17 protein-coding genes and 1 pseudogene are annotated in these 17,411 nt (G+C 71.4%); 11 read left to right on the top strand and 7 right to left on the bottom strand.

Annotation, left to right across the window (positions count from 1 at the left end):
- Nucleotides 1–561: 561 nt before the first annotated feature.
- Entirely contained in the window at nt 562–2,304 is a 1,743-nt protein-coding gene (locus ACQPXS_RS26395; protein WP_433451737.1) for a BACON domain-containing protein, read from the bottom strand.
- Between the two features lie 200 nt (nt 2,305–2,504).
- On the opposite strand from ACQPXS_RS26395, the gene radA reads away from it, so the two are divergent.
- Both radA and disA read left to right on the top strand, forming a co-directional pair.
- Nucleotides 2,505–3,914 carry a DNA repair protein RadA gene (radA, locus tag ACQPXS_RS26390; RefSeq protein WP_390683537.1) on the top strand — a complete coding sequence of 470 codons (1,410 nt, stop codon included), beginning with the start codon at nt 2,505–2,507 and terminating at the stop codon, nt 3,912–3,914.
- An 81-nt stretch (nt 3,915–3,995) separates the two neighbouring features.
- The gene (disA, locus tag ACQPXS_RS26385; protein WP_351811079.1) at nt 3,996–5,120 is read left to right on the top strand and encodes a DNA integrity scanning diadenylate cyclase DisA; all 1,125 of its coding nucleotides are present in this window, start codon (nt 3,996–3,998) and stop codon (nt 5,118–5,120) included.
- A gap of 63 nt (nt 5,121–5,183) precedes the next feature.
- On the opposite strand, the gene ACQPXS_RS26380 is transcribed toward disA, so the two are convergent.
- Complete coding sequence (locus ACQPXS_RS26380; protein WP_433451735.1) at nt 5,184–5,987, bottom strand: hypothetical protein; 804 nt, start codon at nt 5,985–5,987, stop codon at nt 5,184–5,186.
- A 181-nt stretch (nt 5,988–6,168) separates the two neighbouring features.
- Between ACQPXS_RS26380 and ACQPXS_RS26375 the strand changes: the two genes are divergently transcribed.
- The 6 genes and pseudogenes from ACQPXS_RS26375 to ACQPXS_RS26350 all read left to right on the top strand — a co-directional run.
- Complete coding sequence (locus tag ACQPXS_RS26375) at nt 6,169–7,044, top strand: A/G-specific adenine glycosylase (RefSeq protein ID WP_433451733.1); 876 nt, start codon at nt 6,169–6,171, stop codon at nt 7,042–7,044.
- A gap of 272 nt (nt 7,045–7,316) precedes the next feature.
- Nucleotides 7,317–7,856, top strand: coding sequence for a SigE family RNA polymerase sigma factor (locus ACQPXS_RS26370; protein ID WP_030751823.1), 540 nt, complete (start codon nt 7,317–7,319; stop codon nt 7,854–7,856).
- Nucleotides 7,844–8,494, top strand: coding sequence for a hypothetical protein (locus ACQPXS_RS26365; RefSeq protein ID WP_351811070.1), 651 nt, complete (start codon nt 7,844–7,846; stop codon nt 8,492–8,494). Before ACQPXS_RS26370 ends, ACQPXS_RS26365 begins: the two co-directional genes overlap by 13 nt.
- A 36-nt stretch (nt 8,495–8,530) precedes the next feature.
- Nucleotides 8,531–9,235 (top strand): two-component system response regulator CseB, encoded by a 705-nt coding sequence (gene cseB, locus ACQPXS_RS26360; protein WP_351811067.1) that lies wholly within the window; start codon nt 8,531–8,533, stop codon nt 9,233–9,235.
- Between the two features lie 10 nt (nt 9,236–9,245).
- Nucleotides 9,246–10,604, top strand: coding sequence for a two-component system sensor histidine kinase CseC (gene cseC, locus ACQPXS_RS26355; RefSeq protein WP_433451731.1), 1,359 nt, complete (start codon nt 9,246–9,248; stop codon nt 10,602–10,604).
- Nucleotides 10,605–10,657: 53 nt separating this feature from the next.
- Nucleotides 10,658–10,861: pseudogene (locus ACQPXS_RS26350) on the top strand (two-component system sensor histidine kinase CseC); the annotation flags it as partial.
- A 63-nt stretch (nt 10,862–10,924) separates the two neighbouring features.
- On the opposite strand, the gene ACQPXS_RS26345 reads toward ACQPXS_RS26350, so the two are convergent.
- Complete coding sequence (locus ACQPXS_RS26345) at nt 10,925–11,506, bottom strand: TetR/AcrR family transcriptional regulator (protein ID WP_351811059.1); 582 nt, start codon at nt 11,504–11,506, stop codon at nt 10,925–10,927.
- 165 nt (nt 11,507–11,671) lie between these two features.
- Between ACQPXS_RS26345 and ACQPXS_RS26340 the strand changes: the two genes are divergently transcribed.
- Nucleotides 11,672–12,424 (top strand): SDR family oxidoreductase, encoded by a 753-nt coding sequence (locus tag ACQPXS_RS26340; protein WP_433451730.1) that lies wholly within the window; start codon nt 11,672–11,674, stop codon nt 12,422–12,424.
- 50 nt (nt 12,425–12,474) lie between these two features.
- Here the strand turns inward: ACQPXS_RS26340 and ACQPXS_RS26335 are convergent, their stop codons facing one another.
- From ACQPXS_RS26335 to ACQPXS_RS26325, 3 genes are all read right to left on the bottom strand, one after another.
- On the bottom strand, nt 12,475–12,921 hold the full coding sequence (locus ACQPXS_RS26335; RefSeq protein ID WP_433451729.1) for a VOC family protein: 447 nt from the start codon (nt 12,919–12,921) through the stop codon (nt 12,475–12,477).
- Nucleotides 12,918–13,424 carry a helix-turn-helix transcriptional regulator gene (locus ACQPXS_RS26330; protein ID WP_433451728.1) on the bottom strand — a complete coding sequence of 169 codons (507 nt, stop codon included), beginning with the start codon at nt 13,422–13,424 and terminating at the stop codon, nt 12,918–12,920. The genes ACQPXS_RS26335 and ACQPXS_RS26330 overlap by 4 nt, the downstream gene beginning before the upstream one ends.
- A 103-nt stretch (nt 13,425–13,527) precedes the next feature.
- Nucleotides 13,528–15,108, bottom strand: a complete 1,581-nt coding sequence (locus tag ACQPXS_RS26325) for an MDR family MFS transporter (protein WP_433451726.1) — start codon at nt 15,106–15,108, stop codon at nt 13,528–13,530.
- Nucleotides 15,109–15,233: 125 nt separating this feature from the next.
- Here ACQPXS_RS26325 and ACQPXS_RS26320 point away from each other — a divergent pair, with 125 nt between their 5' ends.
- On the top strand, nt 15,234–15,833 hold the full coding sequence (locus ACQPXS_RS26320) for a TetR/AcrR family transcriptional regulator (protein WP_433451724.1): 600 nt from the start codon (nt 15,234–15,236) through the stop codon (nt 15,831–15,833).
- A gap of 1 nt (nt 15,834) precedes the next feature.
- Here the strand turns inward: ACQPXS_RS26320 and ACQPXS_RS26315 are convergent, their stop codons facing one another.
- Nucleotides 15,835–16,386 carry a M23 family metallopeptidase gene (locus ACQPXS_RS26315; RefSeq protein WP_351811041.1) on the bottom strand — a complete coding sequence of 184 codons (552 nt, stop codon included), beginning with the start codon at nt 16,384–16,386 and terminating at the stop codon, nt 15,835–15,837.
- Nucleotides 16,387–16,779: 393 nt separating this feature from the next.
- On the opposite strand from ACQPXS_RS26315, the gene ACQPXS_RS26310 reads away from it, so the two are divergent.
- Nucleotides 16,780–17,397, top strand: a complete 618-nt coding sequence (locus tag ACQPXS_RS26310; RefSeq protein ID WP_433451723.1) for an HAD family acid phosphatase — start codon at nt 16,780–16,782, stop codon at nt 17,395–17,397.
- Nucleotides 17,398–17,411: the final 14 nt, after the last annotated feature.

Raw genomic sequence — 17,411 nt, 5'->3', positions numbered from 1 at the left:
GTCCCTGCCTCCCGGACCGGACACCATCGGACACCACATGCCCCACGCCCGCTCACCCCACGGTCCCGGTCGGCCGGGTGGGCACCCGACGGAACGGTCGCACGGGGGCCGCCGTGACGCTCGCCGGGATCCATGGGCGTCGCCGGGGTCCATGGGCGGATGCGGCCCCACGCCCGTCCCTGCCGCCCAGGTCGGACACCATCGGGCACCACATGCCTCACGCCCGCTCACCCCACCGGGAAACACCGTGTCCGGCCCCGGGAACCAGCCCCGCCTCCCCCGCCCCCGCGCCCGGCCTGCCCGACGCCGGTGCCCTGTCCATCACGGTCTCGGACACCTCCACCGACCCGCCCCAGCCACGCCCTCCCGATCCGCGCCAGGTCGGAGGGCACGGGTTGCACCCCACACCCGCTCGCCCCGGGCTTCCGGAGCCTCGGCCTCCGCGTGCGGTTCGGCACCGCCCGCCTGCCCGTCCCCTGGGGATATCAGGACGGGACCTCGACATACGTCCACCGGCCGCCCGCTCCCGCCTGCTCCCCCGCACGCGTCCCGAGCCCGCCCCTAGCTCCCGGAAAGACTGGGCGTATCGCTGCCGGACGGCGTTGGTGTCGGGGTCGGGGAGTCGGGAGGTGAGGCGGGGTCGGTGGGGGTGGACGGGGGGTCGGTGGGAGGGGGCGGTTGGCTGGACGGGGGGTCGGTGGGAGGCGGGGTGGACGGCGTGGGGGTGGGTTTGGCGGAGGTCGGTGGCTGGGTCGGGTGGTGGCTGGGGGCCGTGCCGTAGCCGTCGATGCCGACCACCGAGCCGGCCGGGGAGACCGCCACCTGGGCGTGCCAGTGGCCGGAGGGCTCGCGGAGGTGGTCGACGTACACCTTGATCGTCAACGTGTCGCCGGGGTCCAGGGTTCCCCTGGACTGGCTGAGGTACAGCCAGGGCGCCGTCGTGGACGCGGACCAGCGGACCGGGGCGGAGCCGGACGCGGTGAGGGTGATCAGCGTGGTGTCGCCGTCGTTCGCGGCGCCGACCGCGAGGTGCCCCGGGCCCTTCGTGCCCACCCCGGCCACGCTGACGACCTCCACGGAGACGTCCGCCTTGCCGTCCTTGCCGCCGCGAGCGCCGGGCTTCACGCTCGCGTTCCCGGCGTTCTCGTAGCCGCCGGCCGCGTCGCTGCCGAGGGCCTCGGGGCCCTGGGTCTCGCTCGCGGTGGCGGAGGGGCCGTCCCCGTCCGCCGTCGGCGCGCCCCGGTAGGCGGCCCACAGGGCCAGCACGGGGGCGGCCACCACCGTGGCGACCACCGTCGTCGTCACCGCACGCGCGCGTAGCCGGTCGCGGCGGGCCGCGCGGTCCTTGGGGTCCATGGGGAAGCCGCGCCGGTCGAAGCGGGGTGCCGCCGCGCCACGCGCGCGTGGATGGTGCGCCAGGGCCATGTGCAGGGCCGCGCGGGGGGCCTCCAGGACGGGCAGCTCGGCCGGGGTGACCGTGGCGCCGGGCCAGCGGCCGGGGACGGCGCGCTCGGCGGTGCGGCGGCAGCGCGGACAGTCGTCGACGTGGCGGACCAGTTCGCGGCGGAGCGCCGTGCTCAGGACCAGCCCGCTGTCCCCCGTGAGATGGGCCACGCCCGGGCAGCCGCCGGCCTCGACGACGGCGAGGGCCGCGCGGGTGCGCTCGACCTCGCAGGCGGCGGAGGCGAGCAGTTCGCGCGCGGCCGCCGGTTCCATGCCGAGGACGGCGGCGACCTCCTGCGCGGCCAGGTGGTGGCGGACGGCCAGCTCCAGGGCCTCGCGCTGCTCGGGGGTCGTACCGGCCGCCTCCGGCCAGGCCAGCAGCGCCAGTTCGCGGCGCCGCTGTTCCTGCACCTCCGGGGCGACCGGCGGATCGGGCACCTGGTTCCCGGTCCCGGGGCGGCCCGCCGCGTGCGTGGCCTGACGTTTCTGCTTGGCCTCGGCCAGCTTGCGCAGGCACGCCCAGCGGGCCAGCGCGTACAGCCAGGCCCTGCGGTCGGCGGCCTCCGGGGCGCGGTGTCCGCGCCGCTCGGCCAGGGCGAGGACGTCGCCGAGGGCGGCGGTGGCCGCGTCGTGGTCGCACAGCACCGACAGACAGTAGGTGAACAGCCCGTCCAGGTACGGTTCGTAGCGCTCCGGTGGCCGCTGGGCGAGGGTGCGCGCGGCGGCGCGGTCGCGCGCGTGGCGGACCTCGCGCGGCTCTCCCGCTGCGCGCCCCTCCCGCGCCTCTCGTGCTGCACGGGCCTCGCCGCGCGCCCGGTGCGCGCCGGTGGTGCGGATGGTGGTCTCCGGACTGCTGCTCATCACCCGTGCGACCGTAGGCGGCGCTGGAGTGCGCGTTCTCGAACCTTGAGCAGTTTTAATTCGTACGGGTGAAACGATCCCTCATAAGGGGACAGGAACCCTTTGTTCCATGGCGCGAATCCGACGGGTGATGGCCGATACCGGTTCACCCCCACACGCCCCGGGGTCCCGTTGTCAGTGCCGCGGGCTACGGTTTCCGCATGGCTGCCCGTACCAAGACCACCAAGGACCGCCCGTCCTACCGCTGCACCGAGTGCGGCTGGCAGACGGCCAAGTGGCTCGGCCGCTGCCCCGAGTGCCAGGCGTGGGGCACGGTCGAGGAGTACGGCGCGCCCGCGGTCCGTACGACGACACCGGGCCGGGTCACCACCTCCGCGCTGCCCATCGGGCAGGTCGACGGCCGGCAGGCCACCGCCCGCACCACCGGCGTGCCCGAGCTGGACCGGGTGCTCGGCGGCGGCCTGGTGCCCGGCGCGGTCGTGCTGCTCGCGGGCGAGCCCGGCGTCGGCAAGTCCACGCTGCTGCTGGACGTGGCCGCCAAGTCCGCGAGCGCCGAGCACCGCACCCTGTATGTGACCGGCGAGGAGTCGGCGAGCCAGGTGCGGCTGCGCGCGGACCGCATCGGCGCGCTCCACGACGAGCTGTACCTGGCCGCCGAGACCGACCTGTCCGCCGTCCTCGGCCATTTGGACGAGGTCAAGCCCTCCCTGCTGATCCTGGACTCGGTGCAGACGGTCGCCTCCCCGGAGATCGAGGGCGCGCCCGGCGGCATGGCCCAGGTGCGGGAGGTCGCGGGCGCCCTCATCCGCGCCTCCAAGGAGCGCGGTATGTCCACGCTCCTTGTGGGCCACGTCACGAAGGACGGGGCGATCGCGGGCCCCCGCCTCCTGGAACACCTGGTGGACGTCGTCCTGCACTTCGAGGGCGACCGGCACGCGCGCCTGCGCCTGGTGCGCGGCGTGAAGAACCGCTACGGCGCCACGGACGAGGTCGGCTGCTTCGAGCTGCACGACGAGGGCATCACGGGCCTTGCCGACCCCAGCGGGCTTTTCCTGACCCGTCGCGACGAACCGGTCCCCGGCACGTGCCTGACCGTCACCCTGGAGGGCCGCCGCCCGCTGGTGGCCGAGGTGCAGGCGCTGACGGTCGACTCCCAGATCCCCTCCCCACGGCGAACGACCTCGGGCCTGGAGACCTCACGTGTGTCGATGATGCTGGCGGTCCTGGAGCAGCGCGGCCGGATCAGCGCGCTCGGCAAGCGGGACATCTACTCCGCGACGGTCGGCGGGGTGAAGCTGTCGGAGCCGGCCGCCGACCTGGCCATCGCCCTCGCGCTGGCCTCCGCCGCCAGCGACACCCCGCTGCCGAAGAACCTGGTCGCGATCGGCGAGGTGGGCCTCGCGGGCGAGGTGAGACGGGTCACGGGCGTGCAGCGCAGGCTCACCGAGGCCCACCGGCTGGGCTTCACGCACGCGCTGGTGCCGACCGATCCGGGCAAGGTGCCGCCCGGCATGAAGGTCCTGGAAGTCGCCGACATGGGGGACGCGCTGCGGGTGCTGCCCCGCTCCCGTCGGCGAGAGGCCCCACGGGAGGCGGAGGACCGCCGGTAGACTTTGCCCAGGTCTCGCCCGTCCGTACGAACCGAGTGCGGGTCACGGGGGCGCGTCAGAACCTGCGACCGGAGGAGTGCAGTGGCAGCCAACGACCGGGCAGCAGCTCCCGGAAAAGTCGGTGGGAGTGCCGGTTCCGATGGCCTGATGCGCGCCTCCCTGAGCGCCGTGGCTCCTGGTACGGCCCTGCGTGACGGGCTCGAACGCGTGCTGCGCGGCAACACCGGCGGGCTGATCGTCCTCGGTTCCGACAAGACGGTCGAGGCGATGTGCACGGGCGGATTCGTCCTGGACGTGGAGTTCACCGCCACCCGGCTGCGGGAGCTGTGCAAGCTGGACGGCGGCATCGTGCTGTCCTCGGACCTGTCGAAGATCCTGCGCGCGGGCGTGCAGCTGGTGCCGGACCCGACCATCCCCACGGAGGAGACGGGCACCCGGCACCGTACGGCGGACCGGGTCAGCAAGCAGGTCGGCTTCCCCGTGGTCTCCGTCTCCCAGTCCATGCGCCTGATCGCCCTCTACGTCGACGGTCAGCGGCGCGTCCTGGAGGACTCGGCTGCGATCCTCTCCCGCGCGAACCAGGCGCTGGCCACGCTGGAGCGGTACAAGCTGCGGCTGGACGAGGTGGCCGGCACCCTCTCGGCGCTGGAGATCGAGGACCTGGTGACGGTGCGGGACGTGTCCGCCGTCGCACAGCGCCTGGAGATGGTCCGGCGCATTGCCACCGAAATCGCCGAGTACGTGGTCGAACTGGGCACGGACGGTCGTCTTCTCGCGCTCCAGCTGGAGGAGTTGATCGCCGGGGTCGAGCCCGACCGTGAACTGGTCGTCCGGGACTATGTCCCCGAACCGACCGCCAAGCGCTCCCGCACGGTCGAGGACGCCCTCTCCGAGCTGGACGCGCTGACCCACGCCGAGCTGATCGAGCTCGGCACGGTGGCGCGGGCGCTGGGCTACACCGGTTCGCCGGAGACCCTCGACTCGGCGGTCTCCCCGCGGGGCTTCCGGCTGCTGGCCAAGGTGCCGCGGCTGCCGGGCGCGATCATCGACCGCCTGGTGGAGCACTTCGGCGGCCTGCAGAAGCTGCTCGCCGCGAGCGTGGACGACCTGCAGACCGTGGACGGCGTGGGCGAGGCCCGGGCCAGGAGCGTCCGGGAAGGCCTGTCGCGCCTGGCCGAGTCCTCCATTCTGGAGCGGTACGTCTGAGTTCGGGCTGGGCGCCCCAACTGCCGTACGGGTCCCCTCGAAAGGACGCGGGCGCCCGCCGGGTCAGTCGGCCGCCAGCACGAAGGACGCCTGCACCTTCCCGAACCCCGGTGCCTTCGCCTCCAGCAGGTAGGTGCCCGCCTTCGCCGACCCCGCGGCGGGCGTCGCACACTGCGGAGCGCTCGGCTTGCGGTCCCACTTCGCGGTGTAGGTGATGCTCTGCCCCGCCGGCACCCGGAACACCAGGCTCCCTGCGCCCTTGGGACAGTCCGCCGACGACCAGAACGCGTCGCTGCCGTCCGCCGGGGTGATGCTCAACACCGCGCTCTTCGGCCCGAGATCGACCTTGCAGTCGGTGGAGGAGCCGTTCTTCGCGGTGAGTTCGAAGGTCGGCGTCTGGTCCGGCGAGTAGGAGTTGTGCAGGCTCCGCAGGCTCAACGTCACGGCGGAGGAGGAGCAGTTGGGCAGCGTGGAGGACGCCGGGAGGGTGTCGCCCGTACCGACATTGCCGCCGGTGGAGCCCGAAACCGAGCCGCCGGCGGAGCCGTCACCGGACCCGGAGGAGCCGGCGGAGCCGCTGCCGCCCCCGGAACCGGAATCGCTCCCACCGGAGCCGCCGCCCGAATCGTCGCGCCCGCCGGGGTGTTGGCTGATCGCGGGCCCGGATGAGGACGGCCCCGGCGTGATGGTGGGCGCCGGATTTTTGCCGTCGGACCCGTTGGCGTTCTTCGTGCCGCCCCCGCCGCCGGCGGTGACGATCCACGTGATCAGCAGCGCCAACAGGGCGATCAGCGACAGCAGTACGACCCTCCTTCGCCAGTAGATGGAGGAGGGAAGCGGCCCGACCGGATTGCGCAGAGATCCCACGGCGCAAACTGTACGAGAGAACGCCGTGGTTGCCTGTCCCACCCGCCGCGGGAACCCCAACTTTTCCGGATCATCATTTCGGCAACTGCCGTCACATCCGGGGCTTCTTCCCTCTTCGCCACACTGAGTGACCGTGCCGTCACCCGTCCCGCGGGTCGAGCCGTGGCAGGATCGGAATGCCATGACTGAGAAGCTGCACACCCCCGTGATCGCCTGGTTCGACGCCCACGCCCGCGACCTCCCCTGGCGCCGCCCGGAGGCGGGCCCGTGGGGGGTGATGGTCAGCGAGTTCATGCTCCAGCAGACCCCGGTCAACCGGGTGCTGCCGGTCTACGAGCAGTGGCTGGCCCGCTGGCCGCGCCCCGCCGACCTCGCGAAGGAGGCGCCGGGCGAGGCGGTGCGCGCCTGGGGCCGGCTCGGATATCCGCGCCGGGCCCTGCGGCTGCACGGCGCCGCGCTGGCCATAACGGAACGGCACGGCGGGGACGTGCCGACGGACCACGCGCAACTGCTGGCGCTGCCCGGCATCGGCGAGTACACGGCCGCCGCGGTGGCCTCGTTCGCGTACGGACAGCGGCATCCGGTGCTGGACACGAATGTGCGCCGGGTGTTCGCGCGGGCGGTGACGGGGGTGCAGTACCCGCCGAACGCGACCACGGCCGCCGAGCGGCGGCTCGCCCGTGAGCTGCTGCCCGAGGACGAGAGGACGGCGGCACGCTGGGCCGCGGCCTCCATGGAGCTGGGCGCGCTGGTGTGCACGGCGAAGAACGAGGGGTGCGGGCAGTGCCCGATCGTCGCGCAGTGCGCCTGGCGCCTGGCCGGCAAGCCGGAGCACGCGGGGCCGCCGCGCCGCGGGCAGACGTACGCCGGTACGGACCGGCAGGTGCGCGGCAAGCTGCTCGCCGTACTGCGGGAGGCGCACGCGCCGGTGCCGCAGGCTGTGCTGGACCGGGTGTGGCACGAGCCGGTGCAGCGCGCCCGCGCGCTCGACGGGCTCGTCGCGGACGGTCTGGTGGAGCCGCTGCCGGGCGGTCTGTACCGGCTGCCGCTGAGCTGACGGCCAGCCAAGTCACAGCCGCCGCACCTCTGTTACGCGGCGATTCAACCGACAAAGGCTCCCATAAAGGGACATAACAGCCAGCTCTCTTACCCTGTTCCTACGGCTGTTACACAACCGACGGATAGCCGATTGCTAGCCGCAGGCTGGTTCGGACAGCGCCGTGACAACCACTCCCTAACTTCTTTTCCGTGCCCGGCAGACCACCGGGCACGGGGAACGCAGGACTTCAGGCACGGGCCGAAGTACACGGGGAGCGGAGGCGGTTGATCATGGCGCAGGGCGAGGTGCTCGAGTTCGAGGAGTACGTCCGCACCCGGCAGGACGCGCTGCTGCGCAGCGCGCGCCGGCTGGTCCCGGACCCGGTCGACGCCCAGGACCTGCTGCAGACGGCGCTGGTGCGGACGTACGGCCGCTGGGAGGGCATCGCCGACAAGCGGCTCGCCGACGCCTATCTGCGCCGGGTCATGATCAACACCCGTACGGAGTGGTGGCGGGCGCGCAAGCTGGAGGAGGTCCCGACCGAGCAGCTGCCCGACGCGTCCGTGGACGACTCCACCGAGCAGCACGCCGACCGGGCCCTCCTCATGGACGTCATGAAAGTGCTCGCACCGAAGCAGCGCAGTGTTGTAGTACTGCGACACTGGGAGCAGATGTCCACAGAGGAGACGGCCGCGGCCCTCGGCATGTCGGCCGGTACGGTCAAGAGCACGCTGCACCGGGCGCTCGCCCGGCTCCGCGAGGAGCTGGAGGCCCGCGATCTGGACGCACGCGCGCTGGAGCGTGAGGAGCGGGAGCGTTGCGCGGCCTGACCGGGGCCGGGCCCGAGCGGGCCCGAGGCAGTTCACAGGCGGTGATCGCGGTGGGGGCCGCGCTCGCCGCCATCGCTCTTTTCGTCGCCGCGTGCGGCACCGGGGGCACCGGCACCCGGGACGAGGGCCCGGCGCACGCGTCGGCGGTCGCGGGAGCCGTCGCCTCCCCCACGCCCAGCCCGTCCCACACCTACCGCCGGGTCGACGCGGTCTCGCTGATCAAGCAGGACCCCGAGGTCTCCACGACGGTGAAGCGGGGTCTGAAGCCGTGCAGCGGCGACGACTACCCTGTCGACGTCACCTACGGCGATCTGACCCACGGATCCGTCAACGACGTCCTCGTCAACGTGATGACCTGCGGCGACTATGTGGGCGTCGGCACCTATGTGTACCGGGACGTCGGGGGCTCGTACAAGAATGTGTTCAAGGCGGAGGACTCGCCGGTCGTCGCGGAGATCGACGGCACCGAACTGACCGTGACCAAGCAGGTCTACGACACGGACGACGCGGTGTCGAACCCGTCCCGGGAGACCGTGATCAAGTACGGGTGGAAAGCGGGCCGGTTCACCGAGCTGAACAGCCACGACACCTATTACAGCCAGGCCGGCGGCGATGCGGCCGCCGCGCCGGACAACTGACCCCCCACGCACACCACGAGGACTGAGAGCACCGGGATGGCAGACCAGACCCACGTCCTGTTCGTCGAGGACGACGACGTCATCCGCGAGGCCACCCAGCTCGCGCTGGAACGGGACGGCTTCGCGGTCACCGCCATGCCCGACGGCCTGTCGGGCCTGGAGGCGTTCCGGTCGAACCGCCCCGACATCGCCCTGCTGGACGTGATGGTCCCCGGTCTGGACGGCGTCAGCCTGTGCCGTCGTATCCGGGACGAGTCGACCGTGCCGGTGATCATGCTGTCGGCGCGCGCCGACTCCATCGACGTCGTCCTCGGCCTGGAGGCGGGCGCCGACGACTATGTGACCAAGCCGTTCGACGGCGCCGTGCTGGTCGCGCGGATCCGGGCGGTGCTGCGCCGCTTCGGGCACGCGGGCGGTGGCGACCGGGGCGAGGCGGCCGGCGACGCGGTGACCGGTGGCGTGCTCACCTTCGGGGACCTGGAGATCGACACCGAGGGCATGGAGGTGCGCCGGGCCGGGCAGCCGGTCGCGCTCACCCCGACCGAGATGCGGCTGCTGCTGGAGTTCTCCTCGGCGCCGGGCACCGTGCTCTCCCGGGACAAGCTGCTGGAGCGGGTCTGGGACTACGGCTGGGGCGGGGACACCCGGGTCGTCGACGTGCATGTGCAGCGGCTGCGCCAGAAGATCGGCCAGGACCGGATCGAGACGGTCCGCGGCTTCGGCTACAAGCTGAAGGCCTGAGCGGGGCGGCATGCGGGGGATTCTTCGGTACCCGGCCCGGCGCATGGAGCGCGCGGGCCTGCACACCGGGCTCAGATGGAAGCTCAGCGCGGCGATCGCGCTGGTGGCCGGGCTGGTGGCGATCGCGCTGAGCCTGGTCGTGCACAACGCGGCCCGGGTCTCGATGCTCGACAACGCACGCGACCTGGCCAACCAGCGCGTCCAGTACGCGCAGCGCAACTACGAGCTGAGCCGGCGGCCGAACTTCCCCAACATCAAGCTCGACGACCCCGACCTGCCGGAGTCGCTGCGCGAGAAGGTGGAGGGGGGCCGGAAGGCCAGCGATGTCATCGACCACGGCGGGGTGCCGGACATCTGGTCGGCCCTGCCGACCAAGGACGGACATGTGCTGTCCCTGCACACCCATATGCCGGACCGTTCCACCGATGTGATGAAGGACCTGGACCAGGCGCTGGTCATCGGCTCCGTCGCGGTCGTGCTCGGCGGCAGCGCGCTCGGCGTGCTGATCGGCGGGCAGCTGTCCCGGCGGCTGCGCAAGGCGGCGGCCGCAGCGAACCAGGTCGCCAAGGGCGAGACCGACGTCCGGGTGCGGGAGGCCATCGGCGGGGTCGTACGGGACGAGACCGACGACCTGGCGCGCGCGGTGGACGCCATGGCGGACGCGCTGCAGCAGCGTCTGGAGGCCGAGCGGCGGGTCACCGCCGACATCGCGCACGAGCTGCGCACCCCCGTGACAGGCCTGCTCACGGCCGCCGAACTGCTGCCCCCCGGCCGTCCCACGGAACTGGTCCTGGACCGGGCGAAGGCGATGCGCACGCTCGTCGAGGACGTCCTGGAGGTGGCCCGCCTGGACGGCGCCTCGGAGCGGGCGGAGCTGCAGGACATCATGCTCGGCGAGTTCGTCGCCCGGCGCGTGGCCGCCAAGGACCCCGAGGTCGAGGTGCGGGTGGTGCACGAGTCGGAGGTCACCACCGACCCGCGCCGCCTGGAGCGGGTCCTGTTCAACCTGCTCGCCAACGCCGCCCGGCACGGCAGGCCGCCGATCGAGGTGACCGTCGAGGGCCGGGTCATCCGGGTCCGCGACCACGGTCCCGGCTTCCCCGAGGAACTGCTCGCCGAGGGACCGAGCCGCTTCCGCACGGGCAGCAAGGACCGCGCCGGCACGGGCCACGGGCTGGGCCTGACCATCGCGGCGGGCCAAGCCCGCGTCCTCGGCGCCCGGCTGACGTTCCGCAACGTACGGCCCGCCGGCACCCCCGACGGCATCCCCGCCGAGGGCGCGGTGGCGGTGCTGTGGCTACCGGAACACGCACCGACCGCCACAGGCAGCCACCCGATGCTGCCGATGGCGAAGCGCGCGGTGAACTGAGCGAGCGAACACGGCCGTACCGCAGACGCGCGACGGGCTGACGCGTCACTACCCGCGCCGGTACGGGCCACGGGCTGGGCCTGACCATCGCGGCGGGCCAAGCCCGCGTCCACGGCGCCCGGCTGACATTCCGCAACGTACGGCCCGCCGGCAACCCCGCCGAGGGCGCGGTGGCGGTGCTGTGGCTACCGGAACACGCACCGACCGCCACAGGCAGCCACCCGATGCTGCCGCTGTCGAAGCGCGCGGGGAACTGAGCGAGCGAACACGGCCGTACCGCACAGGCACGACGGGCTGACGCGTCACTTCCCGCGGCGCACTCAGCGCAGCAGTGAGTCGGTGAGAAGTTCGGCGGCGGCCCGGTCGAGCGGTGCGTGCCCCAGCAGGAACCGGTACCAGAAGAACCCGTAGAACTGGTCGACCAGCAGGTCGACATCCCGGTCGGCGGACAACTCCCCCCGCTCCCGACCCCGTTCGAGCACCGCTCGCACCGCCGCCCTGCGGGACTCGGTGAACTCCCGCATCAGCTGCGCCAGATGCACGTCACGGGCCGCCTCCCGGACCAGGGTGCGCAGGGCCGGCGCGGACGGCGGCCGCTGGGAGGCCTCGAAGGTGGCGACCGCCAGCTCGCGCAGGTCGTCGCGGAGGTTCCCGGTGTCCGGCGCGGGCACGTCCTGGGCGGCGCGGTCGGTGAGGGCGTCCAGCAGGACGGCTCCCTTCGAGGGCCACCAGCGGTAGAGGGTCTGCTTTCCCACCCCGGCCGCGCGCGCGATGGTCTCCACGCTCACCGGTGCGCCGTCGGCGTCGGCGAGCAGGTCCAGCGCGGCGTCGAGGATCGCCCGGCGCGCTGCCTCGTTACGGCGGCGCCCGGTATGCGGGCGGGGTTCGTTGCTGTCGTGCACGGGCCCATCCTCTCCGAGTCCGGCGGCTTCCCGGACCCCCGGACCCAGCCGGCCCCGTCCGTCTCTCCCTCTTGACGAGACTACCGGTCTCGGTAACACTTTAACGAGACCAACAGTCTCGGCAAAGGGCCGGGACCCCGGTGATTTCTCGGGAGAGAGCCACTCATGAGCACGCGGAACAACCCTGTGCACCCCCTCGCCGGACAGCGCGTCGTCGTCATGGGCGGCAGCTCCGGAATCGGCGAGGCGGCGGCCGCGTTCTTCGCGGCGGACGGCGCGGAGGTGGTCGTCACCGGCCGCAGCCAGGACCGCCTCGACGCCGCCGCGGCCCGGATCGGCGGCAAGGTCTCGACGTACCGGCTGGACGGGGCGGACCGCGCCGCGGTGGACGCCTTCTTCGCCGGCTCGGGGCCGGTCGACCACCTGGTCCTCGCGCTCAGCGGCAGCAAGGGAGGCGGCCCCTTCGCCGAACTCGACCTGGCCGAACTGGCGGAGGGCTTCGACGGCAAGTTCTGGCCGCACGTCCAGGTACTCCAGGCCGCACTGCCGGCACTGCGCCGCGACGGCTCGGTGACGCTGGTGACCGCCGCCTCCGCCCGCGCCGCCCTGCCCGGTACCGCCGGCCTCGCCGCGATCAACGGCGCCCTGGAGGCGATGGTCCCGCCCCTGGCGGTGGAACTGGCCCCGCTGCGGATCAACGCCGTCTCCCCCGGCGTCATCGACACCCCCTGGTGGGACGCCGTACCGGCCGAACAGCGCCAGTCCCTCTTCGACGGCTTCGCCGCGATCACCCCCGTCGGCCGCGTCGGCCGCCCGGAGGACATCGCCCGCGCGATCCACTTGCTCACGGCCAACGACTTCGTGACGGGCGTGGTCCTGGAGGCGACGGGCGGGGCGACGCTGGCAACGGGGCGCTGACCGGCGCCCCGAAAGGGGGCGCGGGCAACGCACCCCGAGCTACGAGGCGCTCAGCAGGCCCAGTCCCGCTCCAGGTCCAGCCCGCCCTCTCGCCGCTGCGTGAAGGAGAACCAGTTGCCGGAGTCGTCACGGAAGAGCGCCTCGGTGCCGTACGGCCGCTCCTGGGGCTCCTGCAGGAACTCCACCCCGCGGTCCTTGAGCCTCTTGTAGTCGCCGTGGATGTCGTCGGTCGCCAGCACACCCGCGCCGAGTGCCCCCTTGGCCACGAGCTTGCGCATCATCTCGGCGGACTCGGGGTCCATCGCGGGCGGCCCGGGCACCATGAGCGTCAGCTCCACGTCGGGCTGGCCGGGGGCGCCGACGGTGAGCCAGCGCATGCCGCCCTCCCCCATGGTCATGTCCGTACGGACCTCGAGACCCAGCTTCTCGGTGTAGAACTCCTTCGCCCGGTCCTGGTCCAGGACCCAGACGGTCGTGACGGCAAGCCCCTTGATCATGGATCTGCTCTCCTGTCGGCGGTGCTGAAGGCGCTGGCGGTGCCGTCCGCCTCGGCGGACGTCCCTTCGTCACCGTAGGCAGGGCCGGCCCCGGAGCGCTTCTCCGATCTTGCGGTGCTGAATCCGCCGGCCCAGAGCATGGCGTAGCACCCGGGTATGAGAGAGGCCCCGCGCCCCACGTGCCGCGCGCGGTACTCGCTCGGGGTGAGCCCGGTGCGGGCCTTGAAGCGGGCGGAGAACGTGCCGAGGCTGCTGAAGCCGACCAGGGTGCAGATCTCGGTCACGGTGAGGTTGGCGCAGCGCAGCATCTCCTCGGCGCGCTCGATCCGCCGGTGGGTCAGATACTGGCCCGGCGTCTCGCCGTAGACGTCCTTGAAGGCCCGCAGGAAGTGATACCGCGAGTACCCGGCGCACGCCGCCACGGCGTCCAGATCGAGATCCGGGTCCGCCCAGTCCCGGTCCATGGCGTCCTTGGCCAGACGCAGCCGCCGCACTTTGTCCATGCAGCCGATGGTGACACGGGGCACTGACAACGGCGCCGGCCAGCAAAAGGCGAAGACCCCCCGGGGCGGACACCGACCGGGGGGTCTTCGGTTCAGCTGCGGCTCAGACGGCCTCGACGACCTGCACCGGAGCCGCGTCCTCGCCGCTCTCGGCCGAAGGCTTCCCGCTCTTGAGCGGAACCTCCTTCACGAACAGCGCCGCGATCAGCACGATCACCGCGATCGCCGCGCCCAGCAGGAACGCCGAGTGCGTACCGGCGGACACCGCGTGCTGGTAGGCGTCCTTGATCGGCGCCGGCAGCATCTTCAGGTGCTTCGCGTCCAGCTGCGCGGACTTCTCGGTGACGCCCTTGCCCAGTGCGCCGGCCCGCTCGGCCATGACGTGCTGGACGCGGTTGTTGAACAGCGCGCCCATGATGGCCACGCCGAAGGAGGAGCCGAGCGTACGGAACAGGGTCGTGGACGAGGACGCGACGCCCATGTCCTTCATCTGCACGCTGTTCTGCGCCACCAGCATGGTGATCTGCATCAGGCAGCCCATGCCCAGGCCCAGCACGGCCATGTAGACGCCGGAGGTCACCCGGGTCGTGCCCGTGTCCATCAGGGAGAGCAGATACAGACCGGCGATCATCAGCGCGCCGCCGACGATCGGGAAGATCTTGTAGCGGCCGCTGTTGGTGGTGACCCGGCCCGCGACCATCGAGGTCACGAGCATCGCGCCGAGCATCGGCAGGAGCAGCAGACCGGAGTTGGTCGCGGAGGCGCCCTGCACCGACTGCTGGTAGAGCGGCAGGTAGAGCGTGGCGCCGAACATCACGAAGCCGGTGATGAAGCCGATGACGGACATCAGGGTGAAGTTGCGGCTGCGGAACATGTGCAGCGGCACGACCGGCTCGACGGCCCTGGCCTGCCACCAGACGAACCCGATCAGCGCGACGACGCCGATGCCGGTCAGCTCCATGATCCGCGCGGAGGTCCAGGCGTACTCGGTGCCGCCCCAGGTGGTGACCAGCACGATCGCGGTGATGCCGACGGTCAGCAGCGCGACACCCAGGTAGTCGATGCGCGCCTTGGCCCGCTTCTTGGGCAGGTGAAGCACGGCGCTGACCAGGGCCAGGGCCACGGCTCCGAGCGGCAGGTTGATGTAGAAGGACCAGCGCCAGCCCCAGTTGTCGGTGATGGTGCCGCCGACCAGCGGGCCGCCGATCATCGCCAGAGCCATGACGCCGGCCATCATGCCGGTGTACTTGCCGCGCTCCCGCGGCGGGATCAGATCGCCGATGATCGCCATGACGCCGACCATCAGACCGCCGGCGCCCAGGCCCTGGATGGCCCGGAAGCCGATGAGCTCGCCCATGTTCTGGGCCATGCCGCTGAGGGCCGAGCCGATCAGGAAGATCACGATCGAGGTGAGGAACGAGCCCTTGCGCCCGTACATGTCACCGAGCTTGCCCCAGATCGGGGTGGAGGCCGCGGTGGCCAAGGTGTAGCCGGTGACCACCCAGGACAGGTGCTCCAGGCCACCCAGCTCGCCCACGATCGTCGGCATCGCCGTGCCCACGATCATGTTGTCGAGCATCGCGAGCATCATCGCGATCATGAGTGCGAGCAGGACCACCCGCACACTCTTGGGCTGTTTGCCCTCCGGTTTGCTTTCCAAGACGCTTTCGACCGTGTCCGCCATCTCTTCCCATTCCCCCTGCGGCGGCCACTTACTTGCCGCCCGGCTAGTTCAGTACACTAGGGAAAGTAGACCTGTCACTAGCCGGGCGTCAAGTAAGTTTCCGCGGGAGCGCGAGGAGTACGAGGATGGACGTCACCATGGACGGCACCAAGCATCAGCGCCGCGGCAACACCCGCCAGCGCATCCAGGACGTGGCGCTCGAACTCTTCGCGGAGCAGGGCTACGAGAAAACCTCCCTGCGCGAGATCGCCGAGCGTCTCGACGTCACGAAGGCGGCCCTGTACTACCACTTCAAGACGAAGGAAGAGATCATCGTCAGCCTCTTCGAGGATCTGACGAAGCCGATCGAGGACCTGATCGAGTGGGGTCGCAGCCAGCCGCACACCCTGGCCACCAAGCAGGAGGTGGTACGGCGCTACAGCCGCGTGCTGGCCGACGCCGAACCGCTCTTCCGCTTCATGCACGACAACCAGGGCACGGTCCGGGACCTGCGCATCGGTGACATCTTCAAGGACCGGATGCGCGATCTGCGGGACATCCTCATAGACCCGAAGGCCGACCTCGTCGACCAGGTGCGCTCGGTCAGCGCGATGTTCACCCTGCACGCGGGGATGTTCCTGATGCAGGACCTCGAAGGCGACTTCGAGAAGAAGCGCACGGCGGTTCTCGAAGTCGCCCTGGACCTGATCGGCCAGGCGCACGAACACGCCCGGCGGCAGGACTGAATCAGACGGTGACGCCCTTGGCGCGCAGGAAGGCGACCGGGTCGACGGCAGAACCGTAGTTCGGGCTCTTGCGGACCTCGAAGTGCAGGTGCGGGCCGGTGGAGTTGCCGGTGGAGCCGGACCGGGCGATGTGCTGGCCCGTCTTGACGATCTGGCCGACCTTGACGTCGATCCGGGACAGGTGCGCGTACTGCGAGTAGGTGCCGTTGCCGTGCGAGATGACGACGGCGTTGCCGTACGCGGGGCCGTCACCGGCACCGTTGGGGCCGGCCTTGACGACGGTGCCGCCGTGCGCGGCGACGACGTCGGTGCCGCTCGGCACGGCGAAGTCCTGGCCGCTGTGCTTGGCGACCCAGTGGCTGCCGGCCTGCGCGAAGCTCGCGGAGAGCGTGTACGACTTCACCGGGTGGACCCAGTCGGCCGCGGAGGGTGCGGCGGCGCTCGCGACTCCGGTCCCCACGACGGCCGTGGCACCGATTCCGGCGGCCAGGACGGCCACGCGGGTGCGGAGCGGGGACGTGCGGGAAGAACGGGACGTGACGCGCTGGAACATATGAACCTCGTGGAGTCGGAGACAAAGCCGCCACCCGGTGAACGGACGTCCAACCGAGCGGCCAATCCTTGGTAACCGAGCATCCGGTCCGCCCCAAAATGCCCTTTCTACGGCTCCCCGTAGTAGTAGAAGGCCCTTTTAAGGCCGCTTTGGGTCCGCTTTACCTGTTTACCGTGTTTACCTTGCAGACCAATCCCACTATGAAGGCTAGTAAGGGATATATCGCCTGTGTCGCATATCACCGGCGACCTCCATCGGCGATTCCGGAAATGTGACGCACACCTCTGGTCACCTACCGTTCAGTAACCCTACGGTTCCCCTCGCGCCACCCTCACCGCAGATCATGCTCCTGACATTTCAGGCTCGCGTACGAACGTGAGAGGACCCCCACCGATGACCAGACGCCCCTGGGCGCTCCGTATATCCGCAACCGCCGTCTCCGTGGCCGCCCTGGCCGCGATGGCCGCCCCGGCCCAGGCGGCGGACGACACGGCGACCACGAGCAGCGCCGGCGCCAAGGTGGACTACGCCACCTGGCAGAAGGACTGCCAGACCGTGATGGACCAGGCCCTGCCGTACCTGAAGGAGCGCATCGCCGACGCCGAGCCGGGCGAGAAGCAGGCGATCGTCTTCGACATCGACAACACCACGCTGGAGACCGACTTCGGCTTCAGCTACCCCCAGCCGGCGAACAAGCCCGTCCTGAACGTCGCGAAGTACGCCCAGGAGCACGGCGTCTCCCTGTTCTTCGTCACCGCCCGCCCGGGCATCATCTACCTGCCCACCGAGTACAACCTCGAACACGACGGCTACGACGTCTCCGGCCTCTACGTCCGCGGCCTGTTCGACCTGTTCAAGGATGTCGCCGCCTACAAGACCGCCCAGCGCGTCGACATCGAGAACAAGGGCTACACGATCATCGCGAACATCGGCAACAGCGCCACCGACCTTTCCGGCGGCCACGCCGAGAAGACCTTCAAACTGCCGGACTACAACGGGCAGTTGTCGTAAGCCACGGCTTCCGC

Source organism: Streptomyces sp. CA-142005 (assembly GCF_050942335.1).
Taxonomy (GTDB): domain Bacteria; phylum Actinomycetota; class Actinomycetes; order Streptomycetales; family Streptomycetaceae; genus Streptomyces.
This window is presented reverse-complemented; position numbering and strand designations above follow the sequence as displayed.